The sequence below is a fragment of the Chitinophaga sp. H8 genome (assembly GCF_040567655.1).
Classification (GTDB): domain Bacteria; phylum Bacteroidota; class Bacteroidia; order Chitinophagales; family Chitinophagaceae; genus Chitinophaga; species Chitinophaga defluvii.
Map to the genome: position 1 here is coordinate 66845 of NZ_JBEXAC010000004.1, position 25658 is coordinate 92502.

General features: G+C 44.6%; 25 protein-coding genes. 9 read left to right on the forward strand and 16 right to left on the reverse strand.

The window, feature by feature from the left end:
* Positions 1-9 precede the first annotated feature (9 nt).
* The gene (locus ABR189_RS29235; protein ID WP_354664073.1) at positions 10-426 is read right to left on the reverse strand and encodes a MauE/DoxX family redox-associated membrane protein; all 417 of its coding nucleotides are present in this window, start codon (positions 424-426) and stop codon (positions 10-12) included.
* Positions 427-644: 218 nt separating this feature from the next.
* On the opposite strand from ABR189_RS29235, the gene ABR189_RS29240 reads away from it, so the two are divergent.
* Positions 645-1757 (forward strand): hypothetical protein, encoded by a 1113-nt coding sequence (locus ABR189_RS29240; protein ID WP_354664074.1) that lies wholly within the window; start codon positions 645-647, stop codon positions 1755-1757.
* 94 nt (positions 1758-1851) lie between these two features.
* Here the strand turns inward: ABR189_RS29240 and ABR189_RS29245 are convergent, their stop codons facing one another.
* Positions 1852-2232 carry a SnoaL-like domain-containing protein gene (locus tag ABR189_RS29245; protein ID WP_354664075.1) on the reverse strand — a complete coding sequence of 127 codons (381 nt, stop codon included), beginning with the start codon at positions 2230-2232 and terminating at the stop codon, positions 1852-1854.
* Positions 2233-2351: 119 nt separating this feature from the next.
* Between ABR189_RS29245 and ABR189_RS29250 the strand changes: the two genes are divergently transcribed.
* The 3 genes from ABR189_RS29250 to ABR189_RS29260 all read left to right on the forward strand — a co-directional run bounded on the left by ABR189_RS29250 (position 2352) and on the right by ABR189_RS29260 (position 5538).
* Complete coding sequence (locus tag ABR189_RS29250; RefSeq protein ID WP_354664076.1) at positions 2352-3335, forward strand: GlxA family transcriptional regulator; 984 nt, start codon at positions 2352-2354, stop codon at positions 3333-3335.
* A 197-nt stretch (positions 3336-3532) separates the two neighbouring features.
* Positions 3533-4225 (forward strand): alpha/beta fold hydrolase, encoded by a 693-nt coding sequence (locus ABR189_RS29255; RefSeq protein WP_354664077.1) that lies wholly within the window; start codon positions 3533-3535, stop codon positions 4223-4225.
* Positions 4226-4428: 203 nt separating this feature from the next.
* A complete protein-coding gene (locus tag ABR189_RS29260; RefSeq protein ID WP_354664078.1) occupies positions 4429-5538 on the forward strand; it encodes a calcium:cation antiporter in 1110 nt (369 codons plus the stop codon).
* Between the two features lie 45 nt (positions 5539-5583).
* On the opposite strand, the gene ABR189_RS29265 is transcribed toward ABR189_RS29260, so the two are convergent.
* Complete coding sequence (locus ABR189_RS29265; protein WP_354664079.1) at positions 5584-6090, reverse strand: VOC family protein; 507 nt, start codon at positions 6088-6090, stop codon at positions 5584-5586.
* A gap of 226 nt (positions 6091-6316) precedes the next feature.
* Between ABR189_RS29265 and ABR189_RS29270 the strand changes: the two genes are divergently transcribed.
* Positions 6317-6700 carry an iron chaperone gene (locus tag ABR189_RS29270; RefSeq protein ID WP_354664080.1) on the forward strand — a complete coding sequence of 128 codons (384 nt, stop codon included), beginning with the start codon at positions 6317-6319 and terminating at the stop codon, positions 6698-6700.
* Positions 6701-6780: 80 nt separating this feature from the next.
* Here ABR189_RS29270 and ABR189_RS29275 read toward each other — a convergent pair whose 3' ends face one another.
* Genes ABR189_RS29275 through ABR189_RS29285 form a run of 3 tightly spaced genes read right to left on the reverse strand, consistent with a single transcriptional unit; the run spans position 6781 to position 8557 of the window.
* The gene (locus ABR189_RS29275) at positions 6781-7233 is read right to left on the reverse strand and encodes an SRPBCC domain-containing protein (protein WP_354664081.1); all 453 of its coding nucleotides are present in this window, start codon (positions 7231-7233) and stop codon (positions 6781-6783) included.
* Between the two features lie 41 nt (positions 7234-7274).
* Positions 7275-8003, reverse strand: a complete 729-nt coding sequence (locus ABR189_RS29280; RefSeq protein ID WP_354664082.1) for a DUF92 domain-containing protein — start codon at positions 8001-8003, stop codon at positions 7275-7277.
* A gap of 17 nt (positions 8004-8020) precedes the next feature.
* Positions 8021-8557 (reverse strand): GNAT family N-acetyltransferase, encoded by a 537-nt coding sequence (locus ABR189_RS29285; RefSeq protein ID WP_354664083.1) that lies wholly within the window; start codon positions 8555-8557, stop codon positions 8021-8023.
* A gap of 134 nt (positions 8558-8691) precedes the next feature.
* Here ABR189_RS29285 and ABR189_RS29290 point away from each other — a divergent pair, with 134 nt between their 5' ends.
* Complete coding sequence (locus tag ABR189_RS29290; RefSeq protein WP_354664084.1) at positions 8692-9144, forward strand: GNAT family N-acetyltransferase; 453 nt, start codon at positions 8692-8694, stop codon at positions 9142-9144.
* Between the two features lie 57 nt (positions 9145-9201).
* Here the strand turns inward: ABR189_RS29290 and ABR189_RS29295 are convergent, their stop codons facing one another.
* From ABR189_RS29295 to ABR189_RS29335, 9 genes are all read right to left on the reverse strand, one after another.
* Positions 9202-10833 (reverse strand): FAD-dependent oxidoreductase, encoded by a 1632-nt coding sequence (locus ABR189_RS29295; RefSeq protein ID WP_354664085.1) that lies wholly within the window; start codon positions 10831-10833, stop codon positions 9202-9204.
* 29 nt (positions 10834-10862) lie between these two features.
* A complete protein-coding gene (locus ABR189_RS29300; RefSeq protein ID WP_354664086.1) occupies positions 10863-12323 on the reverse strand; it encodes a RagB/SusD family nutrient uptake outer membrane protein in 1461 nt (486 codons plus the stop codon).
* Positions 12324-12336: 13 nt separating this feature from the next.
* Positions 12337-15657 carry a TonB-dependent receptor gene (locus ABR189_RS29305; protein ID WP_354664087.1) on the reverse strand — a complete coding sequence of 1107 codons (3321 nt, stop codon included), beginning with the start codon at positions 15655-15657 and terminating at the stop codon, positions 12337-12339.
* Positions 15658-15931: 274 nt separating this feature from the next.
* A complete protein-coding gene (locus tag ABR189_RS29310) occupies positions 15932-17098 on the reverse strand; it encodes a FecR family protein (RefSeq protein WP_354664088.1) in 1167 nt (388 codons plus the stop codon).
* A 71-nt stretch (positions 17099-17169) separates the two neighbouring features.
* A complete protein-coding gene (locus ABR189_RS29315) occupies positions 17170-17829 on the reverse strand; it encodes an RNA polymerase sigma factor (protein WP_354664089.1) in 660 nt (219 codons plus the stop codon).
* Positions 17830-18096: 267 nt separating this feature from the next.
* The gene (locus tag ABR189_RS29320; protein WP_354664090.1) at positions 18097-18930 is read right to left on the reverse strand and encodes a glycoside hydrolase family 16 protein; all 834 of its coding nucleotides are present in this window, start codon (positions 18928-18930) and stop codon (positions 18097-18099) included.
* Between the two features lie 17 nt (positions 18931-18947).
* Entirely contained in the window at positions 18948-19361 is a 414-nt protein-coding gene (locus tag ABR189_RS29325) for a hypothetical protein (RefSeq protein WP_354664091.1), read from the reverse strand.
* Positions 19361-20167: a hypothetical protein gene (locus ABR189_RS29330; RefSeq protein ID WP_354664092.1), complete on the reverse strand. Its 807-nt coding sequence runs from the start codon at positions 20165-20167 to the stop codon at positions 19361-19363. Before ABR189_RS29330 ends, ABR189_RS29325 begins: the two co-directional genes overlap by 1 nt.
* Positions 20168-20254: 87 nt before the next feature.
* Positions 20255-20647, reverse strand: a complete 393-nt coding sequence (locus tag ABR189_RS29335) for a DoxX family protein (RefSeq protein WP_354664093.1) — start codon at positions 20645-20647, stop codon at positions 20255-20257.
* 339 nt (positions 20648-20986) lie between these two features.
* On the opposite strand from ABR189_RS29335, the gene ABR189_RS29340 reads away from it, so the two are divergent.
* The 3 genes from ABR189_RS29340 (at position 20987) to ABR189_RS29350 (ending at position 23256) form a co-directional block, all read left to right on the forward strand.
* Positions 20987-21718 carry a nuclear transport factor 2 family protein gene (locus tag ABR189_RS29340; RefSeq protein WP_354664094.1) on the forward strand — a complete coding sequence of 244 codons (732 nt, stop codon included), beginning with the start codon at positions 20987-20989 and terminating at the stop codon, positions 21716-21718.
* A 17-nt stretch (positions 21719-21735) separates the two neighbouring features.
* Complete coding sequence (locus ABR189_RS29345) at positions 21736-22038, forward strand: hypothetical protein (RefSeq protein ID WP_354664095.1); 303 nt, start codon at positions 21736-21738, stop codon at positions 22036-22038.
* A gap of 69 nt (positions 22039-22107) precedes the next feature.
* Positions 22108-23256 (forward strand): putative sensor domain DACNV-containing protein, encoded by a 1149-nt coding sequence (locus tag ABR189_RS29350; RefSeq protein WP_354664096.1) that lies wholly within the window; start codon positions 22108-22110, stop codon positions 23254-23256.
* 19 nt (positions 23257-23275) lie between these two features.
* Here ABR189_RS29350 and ABR189_RS29355 read toward each other — a convergent pair whose 3' ends face one another.
* A complete protein-coding gene (locus ABR189_RS29355; protein WP_354664097.1) occupies positions 23276-25657 on the reverse strand; it encodes an ABC transporter permease in 2382 nt (793 codons plus the stop codon).
* Position 25658 lies beyond the last annotated feature (1 nt).

Genomic DNA, 25658 nt, shown 5'->3' on the forward strand with positions numbered 1-25658 from the left:
ACAGGTAGGTTAAGTATGAACGGATTTAGTATATAACCACATACCCCATAACGCCAGTAGTACGAAGACGATATTAAAATATAGATGTTGCGTCCAGGTCATACGGGAAATAACTCCTCCGCACGAACAGGGAATTTTCTCTGATAATGTGACCAATACAATAATGTAAACAGTGAAAAGCATCATCATTGCAAAAGAGGCATAGAGGCCCACCCGCCGGTAAACCGGAATAACAAGCAGCAAAGCAATAGCTATTTCAGCTACAGGCACTACTATGGCAAGCACCGGTGCAAACCGCGTAACAAGGGGAGATTGTCCTATTACAGCCCGGAAGTTTTCATAATCAAGGAATTTACTCACCGCTGTATAAACGAATAACAAAATGAATAAGAGACATATCGTCTCCAGAACGATTTTTCTTAACATGGGATTGCGGGTTTTCAGGTTAATCATCCAATATCACGGCATTCATGCCTGCAAGTGAACAAAATCGGAGAATTTATAATAGTCTTAGGAAAGTTTTCGGGTCTTCACAAGTGTCGTTGGCGATCTGTTAACCTAATTTACGAAGAAATTTTAAATATCATGTTATCATCCGGGCAGATTCTTTTTATTAATATTGTGCTAATCCTCATTGATAAAAAATGAAACAGGTCATAGTCTCAGTTATTCTCGCCCTTTTATTTACAGCAGTTTATGCACAGGATTTTAACCCCAATGACACACTTATACTGGATATGGATTTTGACAAAAAAACAGATACAATCATTTTTGACAAAACACGAGCGGTTATCATCAGCATGCTGTCAACCCAAAAATTCATAGCGCGAACAAGCCTGGAGCTTGCTTTTGAGGAACCCCTTTCGGGCATACGCAAAACATCCGGCACATTCAACGGCTTTACCTATTTCGTACCGCATATGCGGGCTGGTTATCATTGTGAATTCACCTACAATAAGTCGCTTAAAAAAATTCAGCTTACTGCTATGACCAGATATGAATTTGGACCAGCTAATAATGATGGTAGCGGGGAATCCAGCATTAACTTATTAACAGGTAATTATGTGGGCGACTGGAATTATTTTGATATGGAAAGCGATGAACTGGTAAAAATACCTACTATAAAAAGAAAAATCACATTACCTAAAACCTATCTCGAAAATTTTAATGATGAAATAGTCTACAAATACATAGATACCTGTGCAGGGATTTTCGATAAAACCAAACAGGCAATGATTGCTGCAACCACATTACAACGCCTTACAAGGGCAAGTATTGTTGTGCGTAAAACCTTTCATGATGTATTTGGGGAAAATAACCTGCAGGTAAAAGTTATAAACCCCTGCAATACAGATTCCTCCATCTTTGATGGTGCGTTAACACAAATAGAAGCGATTCTTAAAAATAAAAAAACAACCATATTAACATACAGGCATCCTGACGCTGAAATGTCGCTTATCCATTTTGTAAAAGAAGAAATACATATCCGGGACTTTGGCGGTAAAAAGGCGGTATTTATACCTTTTTATTATTGCGGGGGCTATGAAACATATGACAGGAAAGTCTCCTATCTCATCTTATATGATAATAAAAAATACACCTTCCACATCGATTACTACTGTAAAGGAGCACAAGATTGCAAACCTGTTAACAGTCTGGCTATTTTGCTTAAAGATTTATCTCCGGTGATCAGGCCCTATTTTATCACGTACCTAAACAAAAAGCATACATCAAGAAATAGCTTTCACCAGGATTAAAACCCAATACATAAAAGATGCTCCCAGTCATCCGCGGAGCGTCAGCCCATCAGCCTGAGGCTCATTAAATGATCTTACATCATCAACACTTTTACTAATAGAAGAATTGTTCTGATATAATCTGACCATCTTTCACCTCATATAACATGATCTGATCCATTTTTATTCTCCCGAAACCTTCCACAGTAACATCCATACCCCGCCCTACTGCAAAATGATTGCCGCCAACAACAGGATGGGTAGTATAAGCTCCATAAACGTGTGTTATCCTGGCCACCCAGTCCTTGGCTTTTTTACGAACAGCTGCTTTACCCATAGCATCCTCCAGATAAGGAGAACCAGGAGGTTCCAGGCTGCTTATATTCTCTGCAAAAAACGTTTCCTGGATTTCAAACCACTTCTCTTGCTGGGCAAGCTCATCAAATCGTGCCGCAATTTCCTGCGTAGTTAGTATTTTACTGGTTTCCTGTATCATAACCTTTTGATTTATTTTAATGTTAGCTCAAAACTAAGGAACACTTATTGATACCATAATTGGCAGAAATGACAAAAAAGAAGGCAATATTGCCATATCTTTAACATAAAGAAACAACCGTGCGTATTGCTATTCTTGATTACAAAAATGTGGTGCCCAGCTGCGTGACCGGACCTGCTGATATCTGGAGCGGACTTAACCGGATGTATCCGTTGGTCACCGGGATACCGCTAAAGGAAGATATCGGAATCGATTTTATTACAACAATCGATGGGGAGCTTGTCCGTAGACCTTTAGGAGGAAGCCAATCCCAAAAACTCCGCTCCCGGGATCAGTTCCGGTTAATCATTATTCCGGCCATGCGTTATGATAAAATTGACGAAGTGATTAGCCAGGAGGGTCGTCTGATAACATGGTTAAAAAAACAGCACCAGAAAGGATCCGATCTTGCCAGTATTTGTATTGGAGCCTTCCTGCTGGCAGAAACAGGCTTATTGGATGGCAAAAAAGCTACCACTAACTGGCTGTTCGCAAAGCAGTTCGAACAGCGCTATCCCTCCATCAATGTACAGGATGATAAGATCATCGTAGACGAAGGGCCGCTCTGTTCCTGCGGAGGCGCTTTCAGCTTTACCACATTCATGATTTATCTGATCGAAAAACTGCTAGGGCATCAGGAGGCTGTCATGGCTTCCAAAATATTGATGATCAACACCCATGAAGACTCCCAGCTGGCCTTTTCTGTTTTCCGCTACCAGCACGATCATGCTGATGAGTCGATAAAAAGCGTGCAGGAATTCATAGAAACCCACTATCAGCAAAGCATTCTTTTAGAAAAACTGGCTGCCGACTATCATATGAGCGTTAGAAATTTCATTCGTCGCTTCAGACAGGCAACTGGTAATACGCCGCTGGAATACCTGCAACGCGTGCGTATCGAAGCTGCAAAAAAGCTGCTGGAAAACACCCGCGAGAGTATTGAAAATGTAGCACTGCAATGTGGCTATGAAGATATCAGCTTCTTCAGGAAAATCTTTCGCCGGCAAGTAAACATGTCTCCAAAAGAATATCACCTGAAATATGGTAAACTGAAAGTGGGATAACACTACCCGGTATCCTGCCGCGCATTGAGGCCGGTACCTCCCGAAGGCACTGACCACTATGTTATATTTATTTTAACCCGAACTTTTCATCTCCTTCATTTGTACTACATTCACTTATGGTAGTTATATTCTGACTATCGTAGCTGCTACCTCACCACCGTACTATTGGTATATTTTTAACCACAAAAAACATAATCATGGCAAACAAAGACCTAACAATTATCCTTGTCCATGGGGCATGGGGAGACGGTTCACATTGGCGGCATATTATCCCTGCATTGCATAAAGAAGGATATAAGGTCAGAAGCGCACAGAATCCGTTGACCTCTTTGGCCGATGATATCAATAAAACCAGGGATTTAATTGACGCACAGGAAGGAAAAGTGCTGCTGGTTGGGCACTCCTACGGCGGCGCTGTAATTTCAGGGGCAGGAAATCATGATAAAGTAGTGGGGCTGGTATATATAGCTGCCTTTGCACCCGATGAAGGAGATAGCCTGGGAGGCATTTTCAGCCGGAGAGGTCAGCCAGCCGGTGCAGCCAGCATATATCCGGATAACAAGGGCTACTTATGGATTAAATACGATATGTATCATCAGGCCTTTTGTGCTGATCTGGGAGAAGATGAAGCACTGGTACTGTCACTTTCTCAAAAGCCCATTCATGGCAAATGTTTTGGTGATGCTGCCGGCACTCCTGCCTGGAAAAACAAACCCAGCTGGTACCAGGTTTCCGACAAGGATTTGATGATTCCTCCCGCTACACAACAGGAGATGGCGGAACATATTAAAGCAAAAAAAATTATCCACCTGGACGCCAGCCATGCATCACTGGCTTCCCATCCCAAAGAAGTGCTGGAGCTGATCCGGGAAGCAGCTAGCTATAAATAATACTACAATATTTATTCTTTCCTACCGGACCTTACTTATGTGGCCCGCAGGAAAAATAGTGCTAAATAGTACCCCTGTTTTCAGGCAAAAAGGTGGGTTGTGAAAAAAAAGCGGTCAAAAAACCGAGATTACAATAACTTAGACATTATAACTAATGCTAAAACTACTCACAGCAGCTCACTTTTACTAAAGCCTGAAAGCATATGACATTCAATCATTTTCTCTATAAAAGATGGAAAATCACACTGCCATTATGGTGTATTATCAGCCCTGTAATAGGCTTGCTGTTGTTAGGACTGGCCGGAGAACAGCAAAGTGGTATTTTCACCGCTATTATGGGCATCTCATTGATTAGTGTGGTATTATCCGCAGTGCATCATGCAGAAGTAGTGGCCCATAGAGTGGGAGAACCTTATGGTACGCTCATCCTGGCCCTGGCCATTACTGTTATCGAGGTTTCTCTGATTGTTTCCATTATGCTTACTGAGGCAGCGCAGGAATCCACCTTAGCACGGGATACCGTTTTTGCAGCGATTATGCTGATTCTTACAGGGATCATTGGCATGTCTTTATTCCGGGGCGGCTACATTTATAAGGAACAACCTTTTATTAAACAAGGTGTCAGTGCTTCATTGGTAACTTTAACGGCTATTTCTATTTTAACGCTGGTGTTGCCTAATTACACGACTACCGAAGCGGGGCCTATTTATTCCAGCAGCCAGTTGATATTTGTAGCTATTATTTCCCTGATACTATATGGCAGCTTTATTGCCGTTCAAACAGTACGCCACCGGGATTATTTTCTGCCAGGTGATGCCACAGCAGAAGATGAAGATGCACACGCTGCACCACCTTCCAATTTAACTTCATTAGTTAGCCTGCTTCTTTTAATAGTGGCATTGGCAGTAGTAGTACTGCTGTCAAAAAAATTATCCCCTACCATCGAAGCTATTGTCATTGATCTGGGCGCTCCCAAAAGCCTCGTAGGGGTGATCATTGCAGCAGTTATTCTGCTACCGGAAGGGATTGCCGCTATCAGGGCAGCCGCTAAAAACCGGCTTCAGACAAGCCTGAACCTGGCATTAGGTTCTGCCCTGGCCAGTATCGGCCTTACTATTCCTGCGGTAGCTATAGTAGCCTATTTTGGAGGATTCTCGGTTACCCTGGGTATCGATGCTAAGTCCACTTTACTGCTCATACTCTCCCTGTTCACCGTCAGTATTTCTTTTAACGCCGGTAAAACCAATATCCTGCAAGGTATCGTACTGCTGGTGATATTAGCTACTTATCTGTTCATTACAATAGTTCCCTGAGAAATGATTTATTCGGGCAGGAGGGCGGGATTGATCCCGCCCTTCCTATTTATTATAAGCCGCTTCCAATGCCTTGAGATCAAGTTTCTTCATTTTAAATAAAGCGCTCATCATCCTGCCTGTTTTTGATTTATCCGGATCCTGCAGCATATCAGTGAGCGCTTCAGGTACAATTTGCCAGGATACACCAAACTTGTCTTTCAACCATCCACACACTTGTGCTTTTTCATCACCTCCGGCGGTCAGCCTGTCCCAGTAATAATCTACTTCTTCCTGTGAGGCACAGTTGATAATAAAGGAGACCGCTTCATTAAATTTGAAGTGAGGGCCTCCATTCAGCGCTACGAACTCCTGTCCTTCAATCATAAATTCTATTGTCAGCACTGTTCCTTCCGGCATACCGTGTATTTCAAATCCTTCACTGCCATAATAGGCTACTCTTCCTATCTGTGCATCCTTGAAGATAGACATGTAAAAATTTACGGCTTCTTCTGCATTCCTGTCAAACCAAAGGTTTGAGGTTATTTTCTGATTAGAAATTCTCTTTTTCATTTCAGTACTTTTTTAAGTGATAAATTAGCTTGCCTGCTATTAAGTAGTCCTGCAAAAATAGCATGCTCACTATCAACTGGAGCGGTGCAGAAGCGACTTTCTGAAGGGGTATTAAGGACATCTGCCCGTCGCCTCCTCCCCCTTATTTTGTCGCTTTCGCCCTGTTATCCTTATAAAAAGAGACAGTAAATTTGAACTATCTTATTAATCACTAAAAGATAAAAGCATGAAAGGCAATCTTGCTGCAAACATAGATGAATACATAGCTGGATTCCCCAAAGAAACCCAGCAACTATTGGAAACGGTGCGGACCACCATCAAAAAAGCAGCCCCTGAAGCCGAAGAGGCTATCAGTTATGCTATACCTACCTTTAAATTACATGGTAACCTGGTGCATTTTGCAGCCTTTAAAAATCATATTGGTTTCTATCCTGCCCCCAGAGGAATCGAAGCATTTAAAAAGGAGCTTGCTGTCTATGAAGGAGGCAAGGGCACGGTACAATTCCCCATAGATCAGCCATTACCTTTAGGCTTAATCAGTAAAATTGTAAAATTCAGAGCGAAAGAAAATATAGCGCTTGCAAAGGCCAAAAAGGCCAAAAAGAAATAGCCGCCTTTAAGCAGTATTAAAACATGCAGAAAACGACCCTATTGCTGTCAGGGCCAATATGCTGCTATGGCGGGTTGTGCTTAACCTTTTCTAAAATCAAAAGCCCCTTTCCGCAGGTTAATACCATATTCCAGATAGGCTTTCAGACAAGCCAGGAAGTTCGCCCATCCTTCTGCGTTACCACCCAGCCATGCAATCCCCGCTTCATTGTTTTCCATTTCTCCCTCAGTGATTTTTACTACGGTACTATTACCCGGGGCAGCAGTAAGCGTCATTTCCACCTGGTTCTTTTTGCCTTCTCCCATTTCCCATTCGTAAGACACGAATTCATTCATTCTGATCTTCAAAACTTTTATGGGAAACCTTTCCTCATATTCCGGGAATTTCCACAACAACTCCTTTCCCTCTTCCATCTTCCCGGAACTTTCCGAAATAAAATAATTAGACATTTTTTTGTCGTCTACAATGGCTTCAAACACCTCATTCACGGGTTTGGAAATCTGTATGCCTGCATTAACTCTTAATAAACTCATAACAATAGGTATTAAATGATTAATTGCATCAGAAAAAAAAGTTAACAAAATAACAAACACAATCCTTGCGCTACCAATGCAGCAAAAAGGGTATTCAGAAAATTCACAATATCATTCCCGATATAATGTTTGCGCTCCAGGGAAGCCCCCAGTACAGAATCAGCCAGATTACCCAATATCCCTGCCAATACAATGAAGAGACATCGCTCATCAAACCCCGCCATGATCGCATATATCACGGCTATGATCATGGCGCCTCCGGCCCCCAACAAAGTACCTTCCAGACTTACTACACCATCCAGCCCTTTAGGTTCTTTCTTTAAAGTTAATATATTATAGAAACTACGGCCATATACAGTACCTAATTCAGAGGAAAGTGTATCAGCAGTGGCAGCAGCCAGACTCGCTGCCAACATCATGATGTACATTGCTACACGTTCAGGGTCAATTATCGCCAATAGCGCCATCCCTGCGGCAACGCCTCCATTTGCCAGCACCTGACCGGTTTTTCTTTGTTCAGGATGCAGCCCATCTCCGCTAACCTTCGCTTTTAAATCTTTCCTGTGGGCAGTTGCTAATGTACCCAGTACAAAAAATGTTCCTAACATGCAGATCCCGCCATATCCGGCACCAGCAAATACCAGTGCTCCCACCAATCCTCCTGTTATAGCTGCCGGTACCGATAATTTGCCTGCTCTTACACATACCACCATAACAGCAATAAGCAATACCGTGGCAATGACCAATTCACGAATAGATAATTCCAGCATATAAGCTACCAAACTATTTAAACATCTTCCTTAATAGTGAGTTTCATCATCAGGTCTGTTTGCTCATCCTTCCCTAGTTTAAATGCATGCGTTCCAAACCGGACAAACCCATTTTTTTCATAGAATCCAAGCGCTTTCACGTTCTTCTCCCAAACACCTAACCATATATAGTCCACTTTTTGCTCCCTGGCTATTTCCATCGCCTTATTAAACAACAACTGCCCGATTTTTTCCCCATGAAATTCTTTCAGCACATAAATCCGTTCTATTTCCATACCGCCCGGATCCTGCAACTCCGTTTGTGCCGTACCAAAATTCACCTTCAAATAACCTACCGCGCTACCTGCCCGCATTGCAAAATAAAACAGGGAATCAGGATGATTAATTTCCTTCCTTAACTGCTCCGTTGTGAGCGAGGTATCCAGATAATGCTGCATATTTTCCGGCGTATTCACCGGGGAAAAAGTTTCAGAAAATGTTTGCCGGCTGAGTCGTAGTAACAATTCCACATCATCCGAAGTAATCCTCACCAGTTGTATATCCTGTTTGTGCATTGATCAAAGCATTAATGTGTTCCCGTATAATAGATTAAAGTTACATTTTTACCAGCTGGTTTGCCGGATTCCCGGCAAAATAAGTAAGGCACAAGTACATCTTCCTTCGTAACTTGCCGCATTATTATACAAATATGCATACATCTGCTATACATAACGCTTCCTCAGACAATTATCCAGAAATTACCGCTGTTTGGGAGGCTTCCGTAAGGGCCACTCATCATTTCTTAACAGAAGCAGACATTCAGTTCTATAAGCCGCTGGTATTAAATGAATACTTAAAATCCGTTACGCTTTATTATATCAAAGGAGCTAACAACGATATACAAGGTTTCATAGGTATTGCCGCGGATAAAATTGAGATGCTTTTTATCCATCCTGATGCGAGGAGGAAAGGACTAGGCAAATTGCTGCTACAGTATGCCGTAAAAGAGGCCGCCGCCTTTAAGGTAGATGTAAACGAGGAGAATGAACAGGCAGTGGCTTTTTATGAGCACATGGGGTTTGTGGTAGTAAGCCGTTCTCCGCTGGATGGTTCCGGCAAGCCACACCCTATTCTATCCATGGAATTAAACATTCCTCAATAAAGAACGGCACAGCAAAAGCAGTGCTTTTGCTATGCCGTTGTCATTCATATTGACCACTTATTCAGGTAATGCCAGTACTTGTGCATCTTTCAGTAATCTTTTGCTGAGGATGCTGTAATCCACCTGCTGAACATCCTTTTTACCATCAATGGCCAGTACAGCCGCCGTAGCTGTTGATTGGCCCAGCACCATAAACGTCCACTCCAGGCGGATAGCGCCATATGCGATGTGGCTGGAAGATGGACAGGTAGGGGTGAGCAGATTGGTACATTCTGTCTTCCTGGGTACCAGTGCCCGATAGGAAACCGGCAATGGGCGCCAGGAACCGGCAGGTTCAAAAATAAACCCTTCATTGTAGGCATAACCATCTTTCACAATTCTTCTCACACTATGTACATCCGGAGGCCAGAATGCCACTCCTACAGGATCTTCTACAGGGGTAGGATTAGGTTTCAGAATATGATGCTCGGTGATCACATAGTCCGACACCATCCTGCGCGCATCCCGGATATAAAACATATGCGGCCAGCCTTCATTATCTGTAAATTCATCTTTGGCAAGTCCCCAGGCAGCCCACTCCTGTTGCAATTCCGGGGCCAGCTTCGCAACGGCGGTGTCATTGGCCAGGAAATAAAAAAGCCCTTCCGTAAAACTCCTATGCTCATTATACACCCGTTTCCGGGTGGCATAGTTTCCTCCCGGGTAATCCACATTCATACCATAAAGGTTATGCGACAGGTCATGCCAGGCACCTAAATCAGATTTACCATTTGGGACACTGGCCCATGGGCGCAGTAAATGCCCCCCGGCTTTCAGATAACGGACATAGATTTCATAATTCTTCCGGTCATAATCAGCAGGCTGTTTAAAAGGAATACGGTTATCCGGATCTCTGCTTAAACAAGCCCGGAAACAATAGGCCTGCAGATGTTTATCTGCAGCACCTGGTGTACCAATCTCCCCTTTCTGGATGGCAGGGATTAATCCGCTTTCAGGATCGCCGGGGATAACGTAGGGATCTACCTTTACCTGAAATTGTGCATGTGTAGTTACACCCCGTATCCCGTTTAATGTTTCGCCGTATTGCGCATTAGCTTCCCGGCCAATCACCGTAGCAACCCCCGCAGCTGCCAGCAAATCGCCTTCATAGGTAGCGTCAATAAACATTTTTCCGCTGATGGTTTTACCATCTTCCAGTTTTATCCTGGTAATACGGGTACCTTTTTTTGTCACTGCCTGCGGGCTCTCTACCAAACGGGAATTAATCAAAAGGGCTATTTTATATGCTGCCAGCCAGTCCAGGATCACCTTTTCTCCTACATGTGGCTCATGCGGCCAGAGATCATGGTTCTTTATCCTGCGCTGCAAAGCTACTTCAAATGCTTCCCGCCGGCCATACACACTGGCTATACGCCGGTAAAACTCTAGTGCCAGCCCTCCTACTGCTACACTGTTCTGAAATGCCGGCTGGCTGTCAATATCCGTCACGCCAAGGCCATTCACCAGGATGCCGCCAATATGGGCAGATGGTTCTATTAATGCGACTGTCTTGCCCATTTTAGCAGCCTGTATAGCGGCTGTAAATCCACCCGGTGATCCTCCATATACTACTACATCATAACTGGATTGTGCCAGTGTGATGACCGACAGCAGGCACAGTCCTGCTGCAAATAAATATCTCAGTTTCATCAAATCTCAAAGTTTTAAAGCCCGATAATCTAGTACCCTTCATTTTGTATTAAAGCAGTATTGGCATCCACTTCCCGCTGAGGAATAGGCATTAATACCTGGTAGGCTTTAATAGGTGCATCCCTGCCAAAACTGTTTTCGGCTTTTACCGCTGCTTCCAGCCTGCCGGTACGTACAAGATCAAACCACCGCTGTCCTTCAAAACAGAACTCCAGCCGGCGCTCTTCCAGGATCGCATCTTTAAATGTGGTCTTTGACAGGCCCTTTAACGGATCCAGTCCGGCACGCTTACGCACTTTATTAATGGCATCATATGCTTCTCCATCCGGTGCGCCTTTGGCTTCATTCAATGCCTCAGCATAGATGAGTAACACTTCAGAATAACGCATATACGGCCAGCTGGTACCTCCCTGTGAACCTATCTTTGTAGTAGGATCTGCTAATTTCCAGAAAGAAACAGCCAGTGCGGGGTCTGTTGTTTCTACAGATAATTGCACCGTTTGCTGCGTAGCAGGATGTACGTAAGAGGTCAGGAAAGTAACGGCTTTACGTTTATCAGTAGCTATATATTTATCAAACAGCGATTTGCTTACCCGGAAAATACCGAAGCCATTACTGGGTACAATAGGTGCACCCCGCGGGGCATAGCCGGTAGTAAAGGAATTACCCTGTACATCTGTTACAAACAATACTTCAAAAAGCGATTCTTTACCACAGCGATTCTTCAGTGCAAATACATCTGCATAATCTTCCCACAGGTCATATACTTTCCCGTCTATTACTTCTTTCGCCTTGTTGGCTGCCTGCTGCCAGTATGGTGAGTTGGCTGTATTCCCTGCCCTGGTAAGATATACTTTGGCAAGCAAACCTTTTGCAGCTCCCTGTGTTGCCCTGCCTGCATTACTGCCGGTATATCCTTTGGGCAACACCGTTTCTGCATCTTTCAGGTCTGCTTCTATCTGGTTGTACACATCATCCAGCTTGGCTTTTGGCGCCATTACCCCATCCAGAGAAGTGATTTCCTGCGTTACCAAAGGCACCTCACCATAAAAACGCACCAGGTTAAAATAATGCAGTGCCCGTAAGAACTTGGCTTCCCCCACATACTGCTTCTTTAAGGTTTCATCCATTCCAATACCTGGTATACGGGCTATGACTACATTGGAAAACTGAATACCCCTGTACGCTGTGCTCCAGATCTGCCCGGTGTATACATTGGAAGGAGCCATGGTGTATTTCCACAGCGCAATCCTGTCTGCGCTTCCTGTCAGGAACGGTATGCCATCATCTGCACCAATTACATTGGGTGTTAGAATATGTTCATTGCGATATACATCGTACAGCATAGCATAGGCACCGGTAACGGCAGCTTCTGCGTCTGCTGCATTTTTATAAAAGGTGCTGGTACCTTTCCATCCTGCCGGAGCGAGGTCCAGGTTAGGTTTACAGCTTATGATCAGAAAAGTGAATATTATAACGAGGTATTTCATGATGCGTCCAATTTTAAAATTTTACATTTAATCCTACTAACACAGTTTTGGCGGTAGGATAACCACCATAATCCATTCCCTGGCTAATAGAGGAATTGCCGAAGCGGCTTACCTCAGGGTCATACCCCTTGTAGCGGGTAAACGTAAGCAGATTCTGTGCGGACACGTATATTTTTACATTTGCAAGAGAGAGCGTCTTTAATACTCCGGCAGGCAGATTATACCCCAGCGATATATTCTTTAAGCGCAGATAGGATCCATCTTCAATATGGAAGCTGGACAGGATACGCTGGCCACCCGCCGAATTGGCGCGGGGGATTTCATTACTGGGGTTATCCGGTGTCCAACGGTGCAGTACATCCGCAGATTGATTGTTGTTGCCGTTTAAGTTGTACAGGTCAAAGCGTCCGAAGTTCAGAATATCATTGCCATAACTACCCTGGAAAAATACGTTCAGCTCCACTCCTTTAAAGCTGAAGGTGTTGTTGATCCCACCAAAGAACTTCGGATTACCATTACCTATTACCTTACGGTCCAGGTCATTGATCATGTCATCACCATTCACGTTTTCGTAACGCAGATCACCCGGTTTGGCATCCTTCTGGGCAGACGCATCGATCTCCGCCTGGTTTTGAAAAATGCCTATTACATTTCTGCCATAAAAATTCCCCAATGGTTCTCCTACTTTCATCAGGATAGTATTTCCCCATACCCCCAGGTGACCACTTCCGGAGCCATCCAGGAATTCCGGACGTCCGTCCAATGCAAGGATCTTATTCCTGTTGAACGAAATATTTACTGCCGTATTCCATTTAAAGGCCCCTTCCATGTTCACTGTATTCAGCCCCAATTCGAGTCCACGGTTTTCTACGCGGCCAATATTCTGCAGGGAACTGGTATATCCTGTTGTTTGTGGTACATTGACGCTGAACAACAGATCAGAGGTTGTTTTTACATAATAGTCTGCAGTCAGCATAATACGGTTATTAATGAATCCGATATCTATACCGGCATCCAGTTGTGCATTTTTTTCCCAGCTCAGGTCATAGTTGCTGATACCGGTAGGTACACCCCCCGATTGCAGTACCGGGGTAGCGCCAAAAGGATATTTTACATCTGCCAGGTAAGACTGGAAACCGTAATTCCCTATTTCCTGGTTACCGGTCAATCCGTAGCTGGTACGTATTTTCAGATCAGAAACCACCCGTTGGTCCTGCATGAATTTTTCATTGATAACCCGCCAGGCCACTGCACCTGATGGAAAAAATCCATATTTATTATTGGGGCCAAAACGGGAAGAACCGTCCCTGCGGGCTGTTAAAGTGAGCAGAAAACGATTGGAATAACCATAGTTTACCCTTGCCAGATAGGATATCAATGCCCAGTCACTTGCATCTGATCCGGGACGGCGTAAAGTATTGCCTAATCCCAGGTTGTTGAACTTGGCAAAGTCGTCATTAAAGTTTGAAGCATTGGCCGTCACATTTTCTGTATTGTATCCCTGTGTAGTATAACCTATCATCGCGGTGATGTTATGGTCTTTAGCCAGCAGCTTATTATACGTCAGGGTATTTTCATTGAGCCAGTTGATGGCCTGCGCACTGGTCACAGAGGCGTCTCCGTTAGTATTGGCACCCAGGCCTATCTGACGGGTCACATAATAATTCGTCTTGGAATTAATCAGATCAGCACCCCAGGCGGTACGGAAAGTCAGCCCCTCTATGATTTTATATTCAGCAAAAATATTAGCCAGTATACGGGTGGTAAAGAACTGATTGGTCACTTCATTAGCCAGGCCCAGCGGGTTATCTACCAGGTTGCCATTCAGCGGTCCCTGATCACGGTAATAGGTACCATTGGGATTAAACACCGGAAACGTAGGCGCGAAGTTGATCGCCGCATTGGTCACACCAGAACCGGCACCACCATCTGTTTCTGTACGGGCTGCATTAGACCTGGTATGTGCTCCCTGCATGGAAAGCCCCACATTTAACCGGGAAGTAACTTCCCGGTCCAGATTGGCCCGCAGGCTGTAGCGCTTAAAATCAGAATTAGCCACGATCCCTTCCTGGTTGTAATAATTTCCGGAAATGGCATACCGTGTTTTAGCTTCTCCACCGGAGATAGACAGCTGATAACTTTGAATAGGTGCCTGCCGGAACACTTCATCCTGCCAGTCTGTACCCTTTCCTAAAGAGGAGGGTAAAGGCTGCTTATCTGATGAACCATCAAAATAGGCCGTTCCGCCACCATTGATCCTGGCTTCATTTATAAAGTCAGCATACTCTCTGGCATTCAGCAAAGGAATCTTGCGCCTTACAGACTGTATACCATAATAGCTTTCAAAGTTCACACTGGACTCTCCTTTTTTACCTCGTTTAGTCGTTACCATGATCACCCCATTAGAGCCACGGGAACCATAGATAGCAGTAGAAGAAGCATCTTTCAGTATTTCTATAGATTCAATATCGGAGGGATTGATATCATTGATATCATGTGTAGGAAATCCATCGATCACATATAATGGATCATTGCCCGCATTTACAGAACCTGTACCCCGGATACGAATGGTAGCAGCCCCACCGGGACGGGCAGAATTCTGCGTTACCAATACTCCGGCAGCACGGCCCTGCATCGCCCTGTCCAGATCTACCACCGGGGTCGCCTTGATATCCTGCTCACTTACACTGGCTACTGAGCCGGTCACATCACTTTTCTTTACGGCACCATATCCTACTACCACCATTTCATTGAGGCGGCCTACAAATTCTTTTAACGCTACTGTCAGCGTGTTTCTACCCGCCACATTGATCTGCTGGGAAATATACCCTATACTGGATATTGTGATCACTGCATCCGGGGCTATATCTTTTAATACAAACGTTCCGTTTGCATTGGTATTGGCACCTTGTTTGGCTCCCTTCACCATAACTGTAGCTCCCGGAACAGGCGCACCTTTTTCGTCTGTTACTCTCCCATTGACGGTAATGGTATTTTGGGTCACCGAATCGGTCAACGGGGGCAGGACCGCCACGCTGACCCTTTTCCTTTCAATCACAATGTTATTGCCACTTATCCTGTATATAACAGGCTGACCTTTGACGCACATATCCAGTACCTGCTGGAGTGCAGCGTCTTTAACATGTAAGGATACCGGTATGGTATGTGAAAGTGAATTTTCATTATAGATGATAGATACCCCTGTTTGCGAAATAATCTCCGCAAACACCTGCTGGAGAGGGGTGTTCTTCACCGATAAGGATACTTTCTGCGAATACCCTGCTGCGCTTACATGAAGACAGGTAATCAGGGTGATGAATGCGGTCATTCTCATAACCAGGAAGCATTTACTTCGTAGATAATGTCCTCCAGCAATTCTGTTGAACCCACTGAAGGCGGATTTGGTTGACAGCCCATGTGTTAATGGCGCTTTTCCCTTAAAATTTAAATACATACATTCGTGGTGTTTGGTAGTTCTTAAATAGTCTAGCAGAGATTATCAGGGTACCAGATTTTTGCCGGAGATGCTCGCAACAGCTCCGGCTTTTTTATGGTACACCCTCAGTTTTTATGATCCGTATTTAATATTCGTTTTTCCCGTGTTCCCTTTATGGCAAAACAATTACCTGTCGGCCTGTTATTTTAAAATGATTTGTTCCGCCCGCTTCGAGGAAGCGCAGCACTTCTGTCAGATTTTGGCTTCTGCTGATCCCGCCGCCATATAAGCTTTTATTGGCTGGTGCCTGGTAGACAATCTCCACATCATACCACCTGGATATTTCCCGCAGGATGGTGCCCAGCTCCATATTATTGAAAATAAACAAGCCATTTTTCCAGGCAATGGCCCTGTTTACATCAGTTTCTTTCACGGCAATCCCCAGAGAGTCAATCACAGCAACGGCCTGCTGCCCGGGATGTAATGTTTCTACCGCGGCTCCTCTTTGTACCCGGACAGCCCCCTGTAGCAGGGTGGTTTTAATAGCCGCTTCATCAGGATAGGCCATGATATCAAAACGGGTACCCAGCACCTGCACCTCCAGCGCATTGTTCACTTTTACTTTAAATGGTTTTGCTGCATTGCTGGCAATTTCAAAATATCCTTGTCCGTTTAATTCCACTACCCTGTCTTTTCCGGTGAATGCAGTAGGATATTTCAGGCTGCTGGCAGAGTTAAGCCATGCCCTGGTACCATCTGGCAAGGTAAGCTGGAACTGGCCTCCCCTTGGGGTACGCAACGTATTAAAACCTGTTGCCGTGCCGGGCCCCTGTGCGATGTATTGCAGTTGTCCCTTATTTTGATGAATGGCTGTTTTTCCCTGTTGGATCACCTGGTTGCCGGTGCTGTCTAATGTCACTGCAGACCCATCCGCTAATATCAGTACTGCTTTGTTGCTGCCGGGTAATACGGTAGCAACTGTTGCAGCCGGAATATTTTCCACCGTGGGATGCTGCATCCAGAAATAAGCGCCGGTACTGCCTGCCAGCAGAACGATCGCTGCCGCTGCCCACCAGGTACGCCAGGGATACATTCGTTTTACAGGCTGTTCCAGCTGTCTGATCTGTTGCAGCAATAGCTGTTTCATCCGCTGTTGCGTTTCCGGGTAATCATAAGTACCGGCCAGCCGCTCTTCAAAAGCCTCATCCATCAGTTCAGCCAATACCTGTTCATAGGCAGGATCCGCAATGATACCGCGTAAGGTTTCCTTTCCGGGCGTATCCAGCGTGCCGGTAACATACTGATCGATGATAGCTTTTAATGCCTGTTTTGTGATCATGACATATCCTTTCCTATTTAAAGACGCAAAAGAATAAGGACTTGTAGTGTCTGACCAAAAAAAAAGTGAAATTATTTTTCCAGGATAAATCCTGCCACGGAAAACAGGAGGAGCAGATCACCGGAAACCTTATTCCGGAGGTGGGTTTTGAGAAAACTGATCGCTTCTACCAGGTATTGGTTTACAGTTCCGTAAGTAAGCCCCATTTCCCGCGCGATGTCCGCACGGCTCCGGTTCTCTACCCGGTTCATTTTAAACACCCTTTTCTTTTGGGCGGGCAATAGTTCTATCGCATCCATTACATGGGTATAAAACTCCTTATAACGCAGCTGGCGGTCGGGTACCAGTACCTGCTCTTCCAGGATGGAGAGGTCGTTCTCTTCCGGCAATGCCGGTTTTTTCCGCAATTCAGATAAAATACGGTTGCGGGTAATGATGAAAAGAAAGTTTTTAAAGCTGTTCAGTTCCGGCAAATTTTGGCGCACTTCCCATATTTTAAGGAAAATGTCCTGAGTCACCTCTTCCGATAAGGCAGTATTTTTCAGAAAACTGAGGATATGGACATATACTTTGGACCAATAATGGTCAAACAGTGCTGTAAAAGCCGCCTCATTGCCTGCTGCTACCTGCTGTAGCAGCGCCTGTTCATTTTCATTATGATATACGGGAATTTCCACCAGATAACGTGCATTTACCGGAGTAATATATAGAAAAACCAGTGATAACACCATAATAAAATAAGGTGGAGCCAGAGGTGAGCAACAGATAACCTACCTATATCCTACCCCTTTTTAGGGTAGGATATAGGTAGCTCATAGGTAGGTAAAGGGTAGGATATAGGTAGGATATCTATGACTTTGCATAGGCTAAACATAGGCCTGTCATAGGTTTACCTAAGAACAAAAGGGATAAACCTACGTCAGGATGCACTTTCCGCAGCATCATAGCATAAAAAAGGGTACCTGTGGAGGTACCCTTTCCCATTATTTTAAAGGAGGTTACTTTTTCTGGTATACCCTTACATAATCCACTACAAATTCCTGTGGCAATAGCTTATCGTCTATAGGGCCGGGCCAGGCGCCTCCGATGGCCAGGTTGAGCAACAGGTAAAATGGTTTGCGGAATGGATTATCAGTAGTCCTGTTCGCAGCATCAATATTAAACCGGTGGTACATGGAATCATCACAAAAGATATCAATCTTTTGTTCATCCCACTCTATTGCATATATATGAAATCCCGGGTGCAGGTCTGGTACTGCTATATGATTGCCGCTGGAGGTATGGGATTTACCATCTGGTTTGGCATAATGTATAGTACCATAGATATTGTTTGGCTCCTTGCCGATAAACTCCATGATATCTATTTCACCGGTCATCGGCCAGCCGCCGTTACTGCGGTCGGCTCCCAGCATCCAGATAGCGGGCCAGATGCCCCCACCCTGGGGCAATTTTGCCTTTACTTCAATACGTCCGTAGGTTACGGTAAACTTATTATCTGTATTGATACTGGCACTGGTATAGCCAGCCAGGCTATCTTGCTGACTCCAATAGGTTGCCCCTGCCCGGTATGCGGCGTTAGGATAATTTTCCTTTATTCCCCGGATAGTAAGCACCCCATTTCCGACCTGGATATTCTCTTTCCTGGCCTGGGTATAGTATTGGGCCTCGTTATTCCGTACATGCCCTACCTCATATCCCCACTTACTGGTATCTGGTAGTCCGGTATAATTAAATTCTTCCTGCCAGATCAGCTTCCAGCCTTTCTTTTGCTGGGCGGAAACTACATTGCATATACAAAGTCCTGACAACAGTAAAACGATAGCATACTTCATAACATGGAAAATTATAGCTATTCAAATATAATTAACTCATCTCCGGTAATAGCATGAAACAGGTTTTGCAACTGATGCACATGTACAATAGGTAATCCATAAGGCACTAACCCGGCAGGAGCATCTGTTAAAGGTTGAAAGGCTTCCGCTTTATACAAAACATGGATACTGTTCAGCCGGTTGTATTTAAAAGAATATACATTTTCATCTTCTCCATAGTCAGGATCTCCCGGAATAAAACCAAATTTCCGTAATAAATAGAGGTCCAGGATAAGTGGATTGGCTTTTTCACAGGAGATCTTGCTAAGCGGCAATCCGGAGTTATAAATATAACCGTCCAGGATCCCTTCCACCAGGAATGCGGTTTCCTGCATGTACCTATCATAGTACCATACGTAATTACCTATCCGTATATCTGAAGCGATGATCATTATTTGTTTTTCAGCTTTTCCACTTCTGCTTCCAGCCTGATAAGATGCAAGGTAAGTTCTTCTATTTTTTGCAACAGCTTTTTATTCATTTCACCCAGGTCCAAACCATTAGCGGCTATTTCGCTGGCGGAAGGAATGTCTGGTAAATGGCGGTTTACTTTAATAAATGCAGCAGTTTCCTGTAGAGAAGGCAATTTGTAATGATCCTCAAATACGTAGTCGGGCCAGGCTTCCTGTGTTACCTTCATTTTACGCGCGGCAATGGTACCTTCTACCGCCAGCCTGTAAACATCTGTCTTTTTGGTACCAATACCTACGTTGCCGTTTCCATCTATGCGCAGGCGTTCCCCATTGGAAGTGTATATCCCTACCGTAGCAGAAGCAGGAGCAAAGACACCTCCCCCGGGGCCAGGCGTAGTGATGGTATTTAAACGGAATTTATCTGCCAGTACTACTCCATTCAACTGTATTGCTGACACTCCATCGTCAGTAGAAGCCCCCATTACCAACCTGCCAGGTATTTTTACAAGTGAACCATTAATAGTAAGAGGAGAAGCACTATAGACTCCTGTAGCAGAATATTGATGAATCATTAATGTATTACCATCATCATTTGCCAATCCTATTCCCCAGCGAAGTATACCCTGGTTGTTTTTTAAAGAGAAAGACCTGGCAGCTTCATTGCCCTGCACAATAATCGGATTAGTAGTAGTGTTGTTACCATTATCCGTAACAGATTGCAGCGTTTGTGCATGTACTGCACCTGCCATTAAAAGTAACAATACAATAGATGTTGTTTGTTTCATAGATAGGATTTTATGGGAAAATTATAAATAAAATAAGGATTATCATAAAGTCTGTAGCTGCTATAACTAATTACATTTGCCGGCGCGTTATTTTTTATCCGCGGCTGCTATCACCACAAGCGCTACGATCAGTACCAGGCTGTACTCCACTCCACCGGTACCATGTTCTCCCACAAACCAGCCCTTGGCAGCATGGATAATGATAATACCCAGGGTAAGCTGTACAATAAAAATAGCGGCAATCCACCGGGTGTAATAGCCCAACATCATTAAGATCCCACCTGCCAGCTCCACAATGGTAATCAGCCACACAATCGCCAAACCAAAAATAAATCCACGCTCCTCCAGAAAGTTGGCAAAGCGCCCTATAGTACCTCCGGTAATACGGATCACGGCATGTGCTATCAGCATAAACGGCACTGCTATTCTTAAAAGCAGCAGGCTTTGGGATAAAGTAATAAACGGAAATTTGTTTTTCATGTGGTAGTTAGATTTTTGTTGATAAAAAGGAGATAGAAAGGGACACGATGTACCGGGTTGCACAAACACCTGCTAAATATAACTAATTTATCTTATCCTTATTGCATAGTTGTTTACAGAAAAAATACTTTATGTTTGCGGGATACTTACTTTATCTACATATCAAAACCGGACCATCAAATTCCGGGTGCCTGCATAGCAAGTGCTGCTGCTACCTTACCAGATAGTAAAGGGATCAGCATGCCTTTTCTTCTCTTGCTAAATCATCGATTCACTATTTCTTTACCTGCAATCATGAATGGGATCCTCCATCCTGATTGTTCTTTCCATAAACAGCTCATGCAACATTCATCAAACAAAACAATTGTACTGGAAGCTTATAAATATTTAATCGGACAGCAACGTACCGACCTCATTGACACCTACGTAAGTGATCACTATATACAGCATAACCCTGGTTTAAAAGACGGTAAAGCAGGATTGCGGGAAGCGCTGACCTATTTAAAACAGTTGCCGCAACCCGCAGCTCAACAGTCTCCGGTAATAAGAGCCCTGGCAGCAGATGATATGGTATTCCTTCATCTGGATTTAACTTTTGGAAACAAAAAACTGGTAGTAGCCGAGCTATACCGTACAGAACAGGGAAAGCTGACCGAACACTGGGACGCCATACAGGAACAGCCGGCAACAACTGACACAGCTGTTACGATGACCAACGGCAGCACCGTGATAGAAGACCTTTCGCTTACCGCAAGTAACAAAGCTATCATAACCGCATTCTTTCAACGGCTTTGCCATCTGCCAGATCCCATCACCATAGCCAGCCACCTAAGCCCCACATGCATCATCCATGATCCCGAAATACCAGCCATTGCCGGGCGCACTGCATTAAAAATGCACCGTATACTGGCAGAAGGGAATTTTGTAGTGGTACAATCCGAAGGAAAAAAGGCAGGTACCCCCTCCGTTTTTTATGACATTTACCGGTTAAAAAACGGAGTAATAGCAGAATATTGGTGCGTATCGCAGGCCATCCTGGCAACGATGCCACACACGAATGGAATGATTTAAATAAATAACTTTACAATATGGACATACTCTTTGATGAACAGACCCTTTCTGTAAAATACGATGAAGATATTGATAACACCCTTAACTGGGACGATGTAACCCGGATTACAGGTTATAAAGTATTTTCTTATCCCGGAGAAGTCACCTTCCTCGTATTTGACAACGAATTTGGCGAAAACCTGGAAGTATCGGATGAAATGAGCGGATGGCTGGAACTTATGGGTGGTCTGCCGGACATCTTCCCTTTACCGGCCGACTGGCAGGAATTATTGTACGACTGCGAGCCCGGCGAGGAAGATGTAACCCTCTTCACCCGGTAAACAGGTATTACAGCAAGGACAGCATCATAAAGAGGTTCTTAAACGCGCTATTGGCATTAACAGTTTTGTATGGAAGTAGTTCACGAATCATCTTACCAGGCTGCCAGTAAGGTGGCTGGCAGTATAGCAGCCCATTTTGTTAAACATCTTATTGCTGCCCAGGAAAATCAGGAAGAGGATCTGGCCATTGTGCCGGAACCCCGGCTGATTGAAAAAATGATAGACATCGCTTTCTGGGCCAGCCTGCAAAGAGAAGAAGGACATGCACCACGTATTTCCCTCGCTTTTCTGATGCCGTCCCAGGCAGGCAAACCCCTGCTTTTCCAAAAGCGGCTCCCGCTGAATTCAAAAGTGCTGAGCAAACTGGCGCCAGGAGTGGAACGCCCCGGGGTACACGTAGGTGTATGGTGTGAAGGTGACGAATTATATATCTGGGGCACCACTACCAAACTACCCAATTATTGTTTTGTGCTGGATGTATCTGAGCCAGGATTACTGGTCGTAAAACACCGCCGGATAATAGGATTGGGAAAATTTACCAACGTGGCGGTACTCAAAGGCGACCAGGTAAAAGTAGTGGATGAAAACAGCGCCCTCCTGCCGGATAGCCCGGCTATGCTGACTTCCCTATTGGGGCTCGACTCTTCTCCGCTATGGAATGACCCGGTCAATGTATTGATCCAGATAGCTGTATCTATGCGGGCACATCAGCATGGAGGTATTTTGCTGGTAACACCCGCGGGAAATGATTGCTGGAAAGAGTCTATTGTACAGCCATTACAATATCCCGTATATCCTGCCTTTTCCGGCGTAGCCGACCTCACCAGCCACGATTGCAGGAAGGTAACAGATATTCACTGGCAAACAGCATTAAAACGGGAAATCGATAATATTACCGGGCTCACTGCTGTAGATGGTGCTACCGTGATCAATGACAAACACGAGCTGCTCACCTTTGGGGCCAAGATAGCACGTGCCAGCAAATCTACCCCGGTAGACCAGGTACTGCTGATGGAGCCGGTGATAGGAGGTGGTCCGGTATTGGTACATCCATCAGGGATAGGAGGTACCCGTCATTTTTCAGCAGCACAGTTCATCCATGATCAAAAGAATGCACTGGCCCTGGTAGCTTCCCAGGATGGCTATTTTACCATCTTCTCCTGGTCGCCTCATCATCAGCTGGTACAAGGGCATCGGATAGATATCCTGCTGATATAACCGCCTGCTGTAGTCTGGGCTATTCCGAACGCAGGCTCTTTACCGGATTGGCCAGCGCTGCCCTGGTGGCCTGATAGCTTACTGTTAATAAAGCGATGAGCAATACACCTCCTGCTACAATAGCAAAGATCCACCAGGTAATTTCAGTGTGATAAGCATACCGCTGCAGCCAGTCGTGCAAAAAGTACCAGGCAAACGGTATCGCAATACAACAGGACAACAATACCAGCAGTACAAAATCTTTGGACAGCATCCGCCATAAGTTAAAGGCGGATGCTCCCAATACTTTTCTGATGCCAATTTCCTTCGTCCGCTGTTCTGCAACAAAAGAAGCCAGTCCGAATAATCCCAGGCAACTGATCAGGATAGCCAGCGTGGCAAAAAAAGTAGACAGCTTCCCTATCCCTACTTCATAATTGAATTTTTTAGCATACTCTTCATCCGCAAAACTGTATTCAAAAGGAGCAGCAGGATTATATTGCTGGAAAATGGCGCTGATCTTTGTAAGCGCATCCCTGATATTAACATCCGGTTTGATACGGACATTGATAAAGTTGCCCCGCTCTTTCAGGATATAAAAAAAGGATTGAGGTATAGGTTCATAAGGAGAGGCCATAATCATATCCTTGATCACCCCTAATACCTTATAACCAACACCATCCCAGCGGATGATTTTACCAACCGGATTTTCCAGTTTCATATATTTTACTGCCGATTCATTGAGTACCACACCGGCAGAATCAGTCGCAAAATTCCTGGAAAAATCCCTGCCGTCAACGAATTGCCACCCTACTGTTTTCCCATGTTCAAAGGTGATGCCAATGGTAGCGAAAAAGGCTGGCTCACCAGGCATTTTCCCCTCCCATTCAAAACCACCATTGCTGGACCAGATATCCGTTACGGGTCCCTGCGATTCGGACACTTCCCCTACCATCCCTGTTTCCAGCAAGGCAGTACGCGCCGCCTGGTAGTTGTTATAAATGTCCGGGGTAGTCATACGTACCGCTATTAAACCTTCCCTGGTATACCCTACAGGCCGGTTCTTTGCATATTGAATTTGTTTAAAAACGATAATGGTCCCTGTGATCAGCAATACCGAAACAGAAAACTGTACCACTACCAATACTTTACGTGGCAAGGCCGCAAAACGACCTGCCCGGAAAGTTCCTTTTAACACTTTTACTGGCTGAAAAGCCGAGAGGTACAAAGCCGGATAACTTCCTGCAAGTAACCCGGTAAACAAACTGAATCCTATACCTGCCGTCCAGAACCAGGGGTTGCGCCATAATACCGAAATATCCTTATCTGCCACCTGATTAAACCAGGGCAGCAATAGTTGTACGATCACCAGAGATAACCAAAAAGAGAATAAAGAGACGAGGATTGATTCGCTCAAAAACTGGCTGATTAATTGTCCGCGTACCGAGCCTACAGCTTTGCGTATCCCTACTTCCTTAGCTCTTTTTTCCGAACGGGCCGTGCTAAGGTTCATAAAATTAATACATGCCAGGAGCAGCACAAAAAAACCAATGATGCCAAAAAGCCGCACATACTGGATTTGTCCCCCTACACTTACCCCGTTTTTAAATTCAGCATACAAATGCCACCGGCTCATGGGATGTAGAAATATGGAAGTAGTGCCGCCGGGAGGAGATGGATTTTTCTTTTCCAGTATCTCCCCTATTTTCTGCGACACCTTATCAAAATCTGCCTGCGGGGCAAGCTGTACAAAAACGGAAGTAACATTTACATCCCACCTATCCAGTGCAGCATGAATCCAATCCCAGGAAGTCGTATATAATTTCCAGGGGGCAACAAAAGTCAGTTCGTTGAAGTAGGTATTTCGTGGCAAATCTTCATATACACCCGTTACTTTTACATTGAGCCGGTTATCCAGCTTCACTATCTTATTCAGCGGATCTGTGTCTCCAAAAAGAGATTTGGCCAGGGTAGCAGACAACATAATGGAAGACGGATCTTTTAGCCCATTCCGGGTGCCTTTTAACATTTTCAGGGTCAACATTTCCGGACCATCCTCCTCCATAAAACTACCCGACTGTGTAAACTTTTTTTCCTGGAAAGAGATCGTATTTGTGCCTGGAGAACTAGCGATAACTACATATTTAAAATCATCCGGGAACTTGTTGCGCAGTTCAGCCGCTACAGGGATTGGCAAGCCGGGAAAAGCCCCCGTTTCCCCCTTCATGGAAAAACGTTGCCATACCCTGGCAATACGGGGATAATTTTCATGGTATTTATTAAACGACAATTCGTCCCATATCCATAATCCTATCAGTATAGTAACGGCCATCCCTACAGACAGGCCGAAAATATTGATAAAAGAGATGCGCTTGTTTTTCAACAGGCCCCTGATGGCGATTTTTAAGTAGTTCCTGAACATA

What these genes read in the sequence shown, in the direction of transcription:
- ABR189_RS29235 (WP_354664073.1), bottom strand. Translation starts at nt 426, where the DNA reads ATGTTAAGAAAAATCGTTCTGGAGACGATATGTCTCTTATTCATTTTG.
- ABR189_RS29240 (WP_354664074.1), top strand. Translation starts at nt 645, where the DNA reads ATGAAACAGGTCATAGTCTCAGTTATTCTCGCCCTTTTATTTACAGCA.
- ABR189_RS29245 (WP_354664075.1), bottom strand. Translation starts at nt 2,232, where the DNA reads ATGATACAGGAAACCAGTAAAATACTAACTACGCAGGAAATTGCGGCA.
- ABR189_RS29255 (WP_354664077.1), top strand. Translation starts at nt 3,533, where the DNA reads ATGGCAAACAAAGACCTAACAATTATCCTTGTCCATGGGGCATGGGGA.
- ABR189_RS29260 (WP_354664078.1), top strand. Translation starts at nt 4,429, where the DNA reads ATGACATTCAATCATTTTCTCTATAAAAGATGGAAAATCACACTGCCA.
- ABR189_RS29265 (WP_354664079.1), bottom strand. Translation starts at nt 6,090, where the DNA reads ATGAAAAAGAGAATTTCTAATCAGAAAATAACCTCAAACCTTTGGTTT.
- ABR189_RS29270 (WP_354664080.1), top strand. Translation starts at nt 6,317, where the DNA reads ATGAAAGGCAATCTTGCTGCAAACATAGATGAATACATAGCTGGATTC.
- ABR189_RS29275 (WP_354664081.1), bottom strand. Translation starts at nt 7,233, where the DNA reads ATGAGTTTATTAAGAGTTAATGCAGGCATACAGATTTCCAAACCCGTG.
- ABR189_RS29280 (WP_354664082.1), bottom strand. Translation starts at nt 8,003, where the DNA reads ATGCTGGAATTATCTATTCGTGAATTGGTCATTGCCACGGTATTGCTT.
- ABR189_RS29285 (WP_354664083.1), bottom strand. Translation starts at nt 8,557, where the DNA reads ATGCACAAACAGGATATACAACTGGTGAGGATTACTTCGGATGATGTG.
- ABR189_RS29290 (WP_354664084.1), top strand. Translation starts at nt 8,692, where the DNA reads ATGCATACATCTGCTATACATAACGCTTCCTCAGACAATTATCCAGAA.
- ABR189_RS29295 (WP_354664085.1), bottom strand. Translation starts at nt 10,833, where the DNA reads ATGAAACTGAGATATTTATTTGCAGCAGGACTGTGCCTGCTGTCGGTC.
- ABR189_RS29300 (WP_354664086.1), bottom strand. Translation starts at nt 12,323, where the DNA reads ATGAAATACCTCGTTATAATATTCACTTTTCTGATCATAAGCTGTAAA.
- ABR189_RS29305 (WP_354664087.1), bottom strand. Translation starts at nt 15,657, where the DNA reads ATGAGAATGACCGCATTCATCACCCTGATTACCTGTCTTCATGTAAGC.
- ABR189_RS29310 (WP_354664088.1), bottom strand. Translation starts at nt 17,098, where the DNA reads ATGATCACAAAACAGGCATTAAAAGCTATCATCGATCAGTATGTTACC.
- ABR189_RS29315 (WP_354664089.1), bottom strand. Translation starts at nt 17,829, where the DNA reads ATGGTGTTATCACTGGTTTTTCTATATATTACTCCGGTAAATGCACGT.
- ABR189_RS29320 (WP_354664090.1), bottom strand. Translation starts at nt 18,930, where the DNA reads ATGAAGTATGCTATCGTTTTACTGTTGTCAGGACTTTGTATATGCAAT.
- ABR189_RS29325 (WP_354664091.1), bottom strand. Translation starts at nt 19,361, where the DNA reads ATGATCATCGCTTCAGATATACGGATAGGTAATTACGTATGGTACTAT.
- ABR189_RS29330 (WP_354664092.1), bottom strand. Translation starts at nt 20,167, where the DNA reads ATGAAACAAACAACATCTATTGTATTGTTACTTTTAATGGCAGGTGCA.
- ABR189_RS29335 (WP_354664093.1), bottom strand. Translation starts at nt 20,647, where the DNA reads ATGAAAAACAAATTTCCGTTTATTACTTTATCCCAAAGCCTGCTGCTT.
- ABR189_RS29340 (WP_354664094.1), top strand. Translation starts at nt 20,987, where the DNA reads ATGCAACATTCATCAAACAAAACAATTGTACTGGAAGCTTATAAATAT.
- ABR189_RS29345 (WP_354664095.1), top strand. Translation starts at nt 21,736, where the DNA reads ATGGACATACTCTTTGATGAACAGACCCTTTCTGTAAAATACGATGAA.
- ABR189_RS29350 (WP_354664096.1), top strand. Translation starts at nt 22,108, where the DNA reads ATGGAAGTAGTTCACGAATCATCTTACCAGGCTGCCAGTAAGGTGGCT.
- ABR189_RS29355 (WP_354664097.1), bottom strand. Translation starts at nt 25,657, where the DNA reads ATGTTCAGGAACTACTTAAAAATCGCCATCAGGGGCCTGTTGAAAAAC.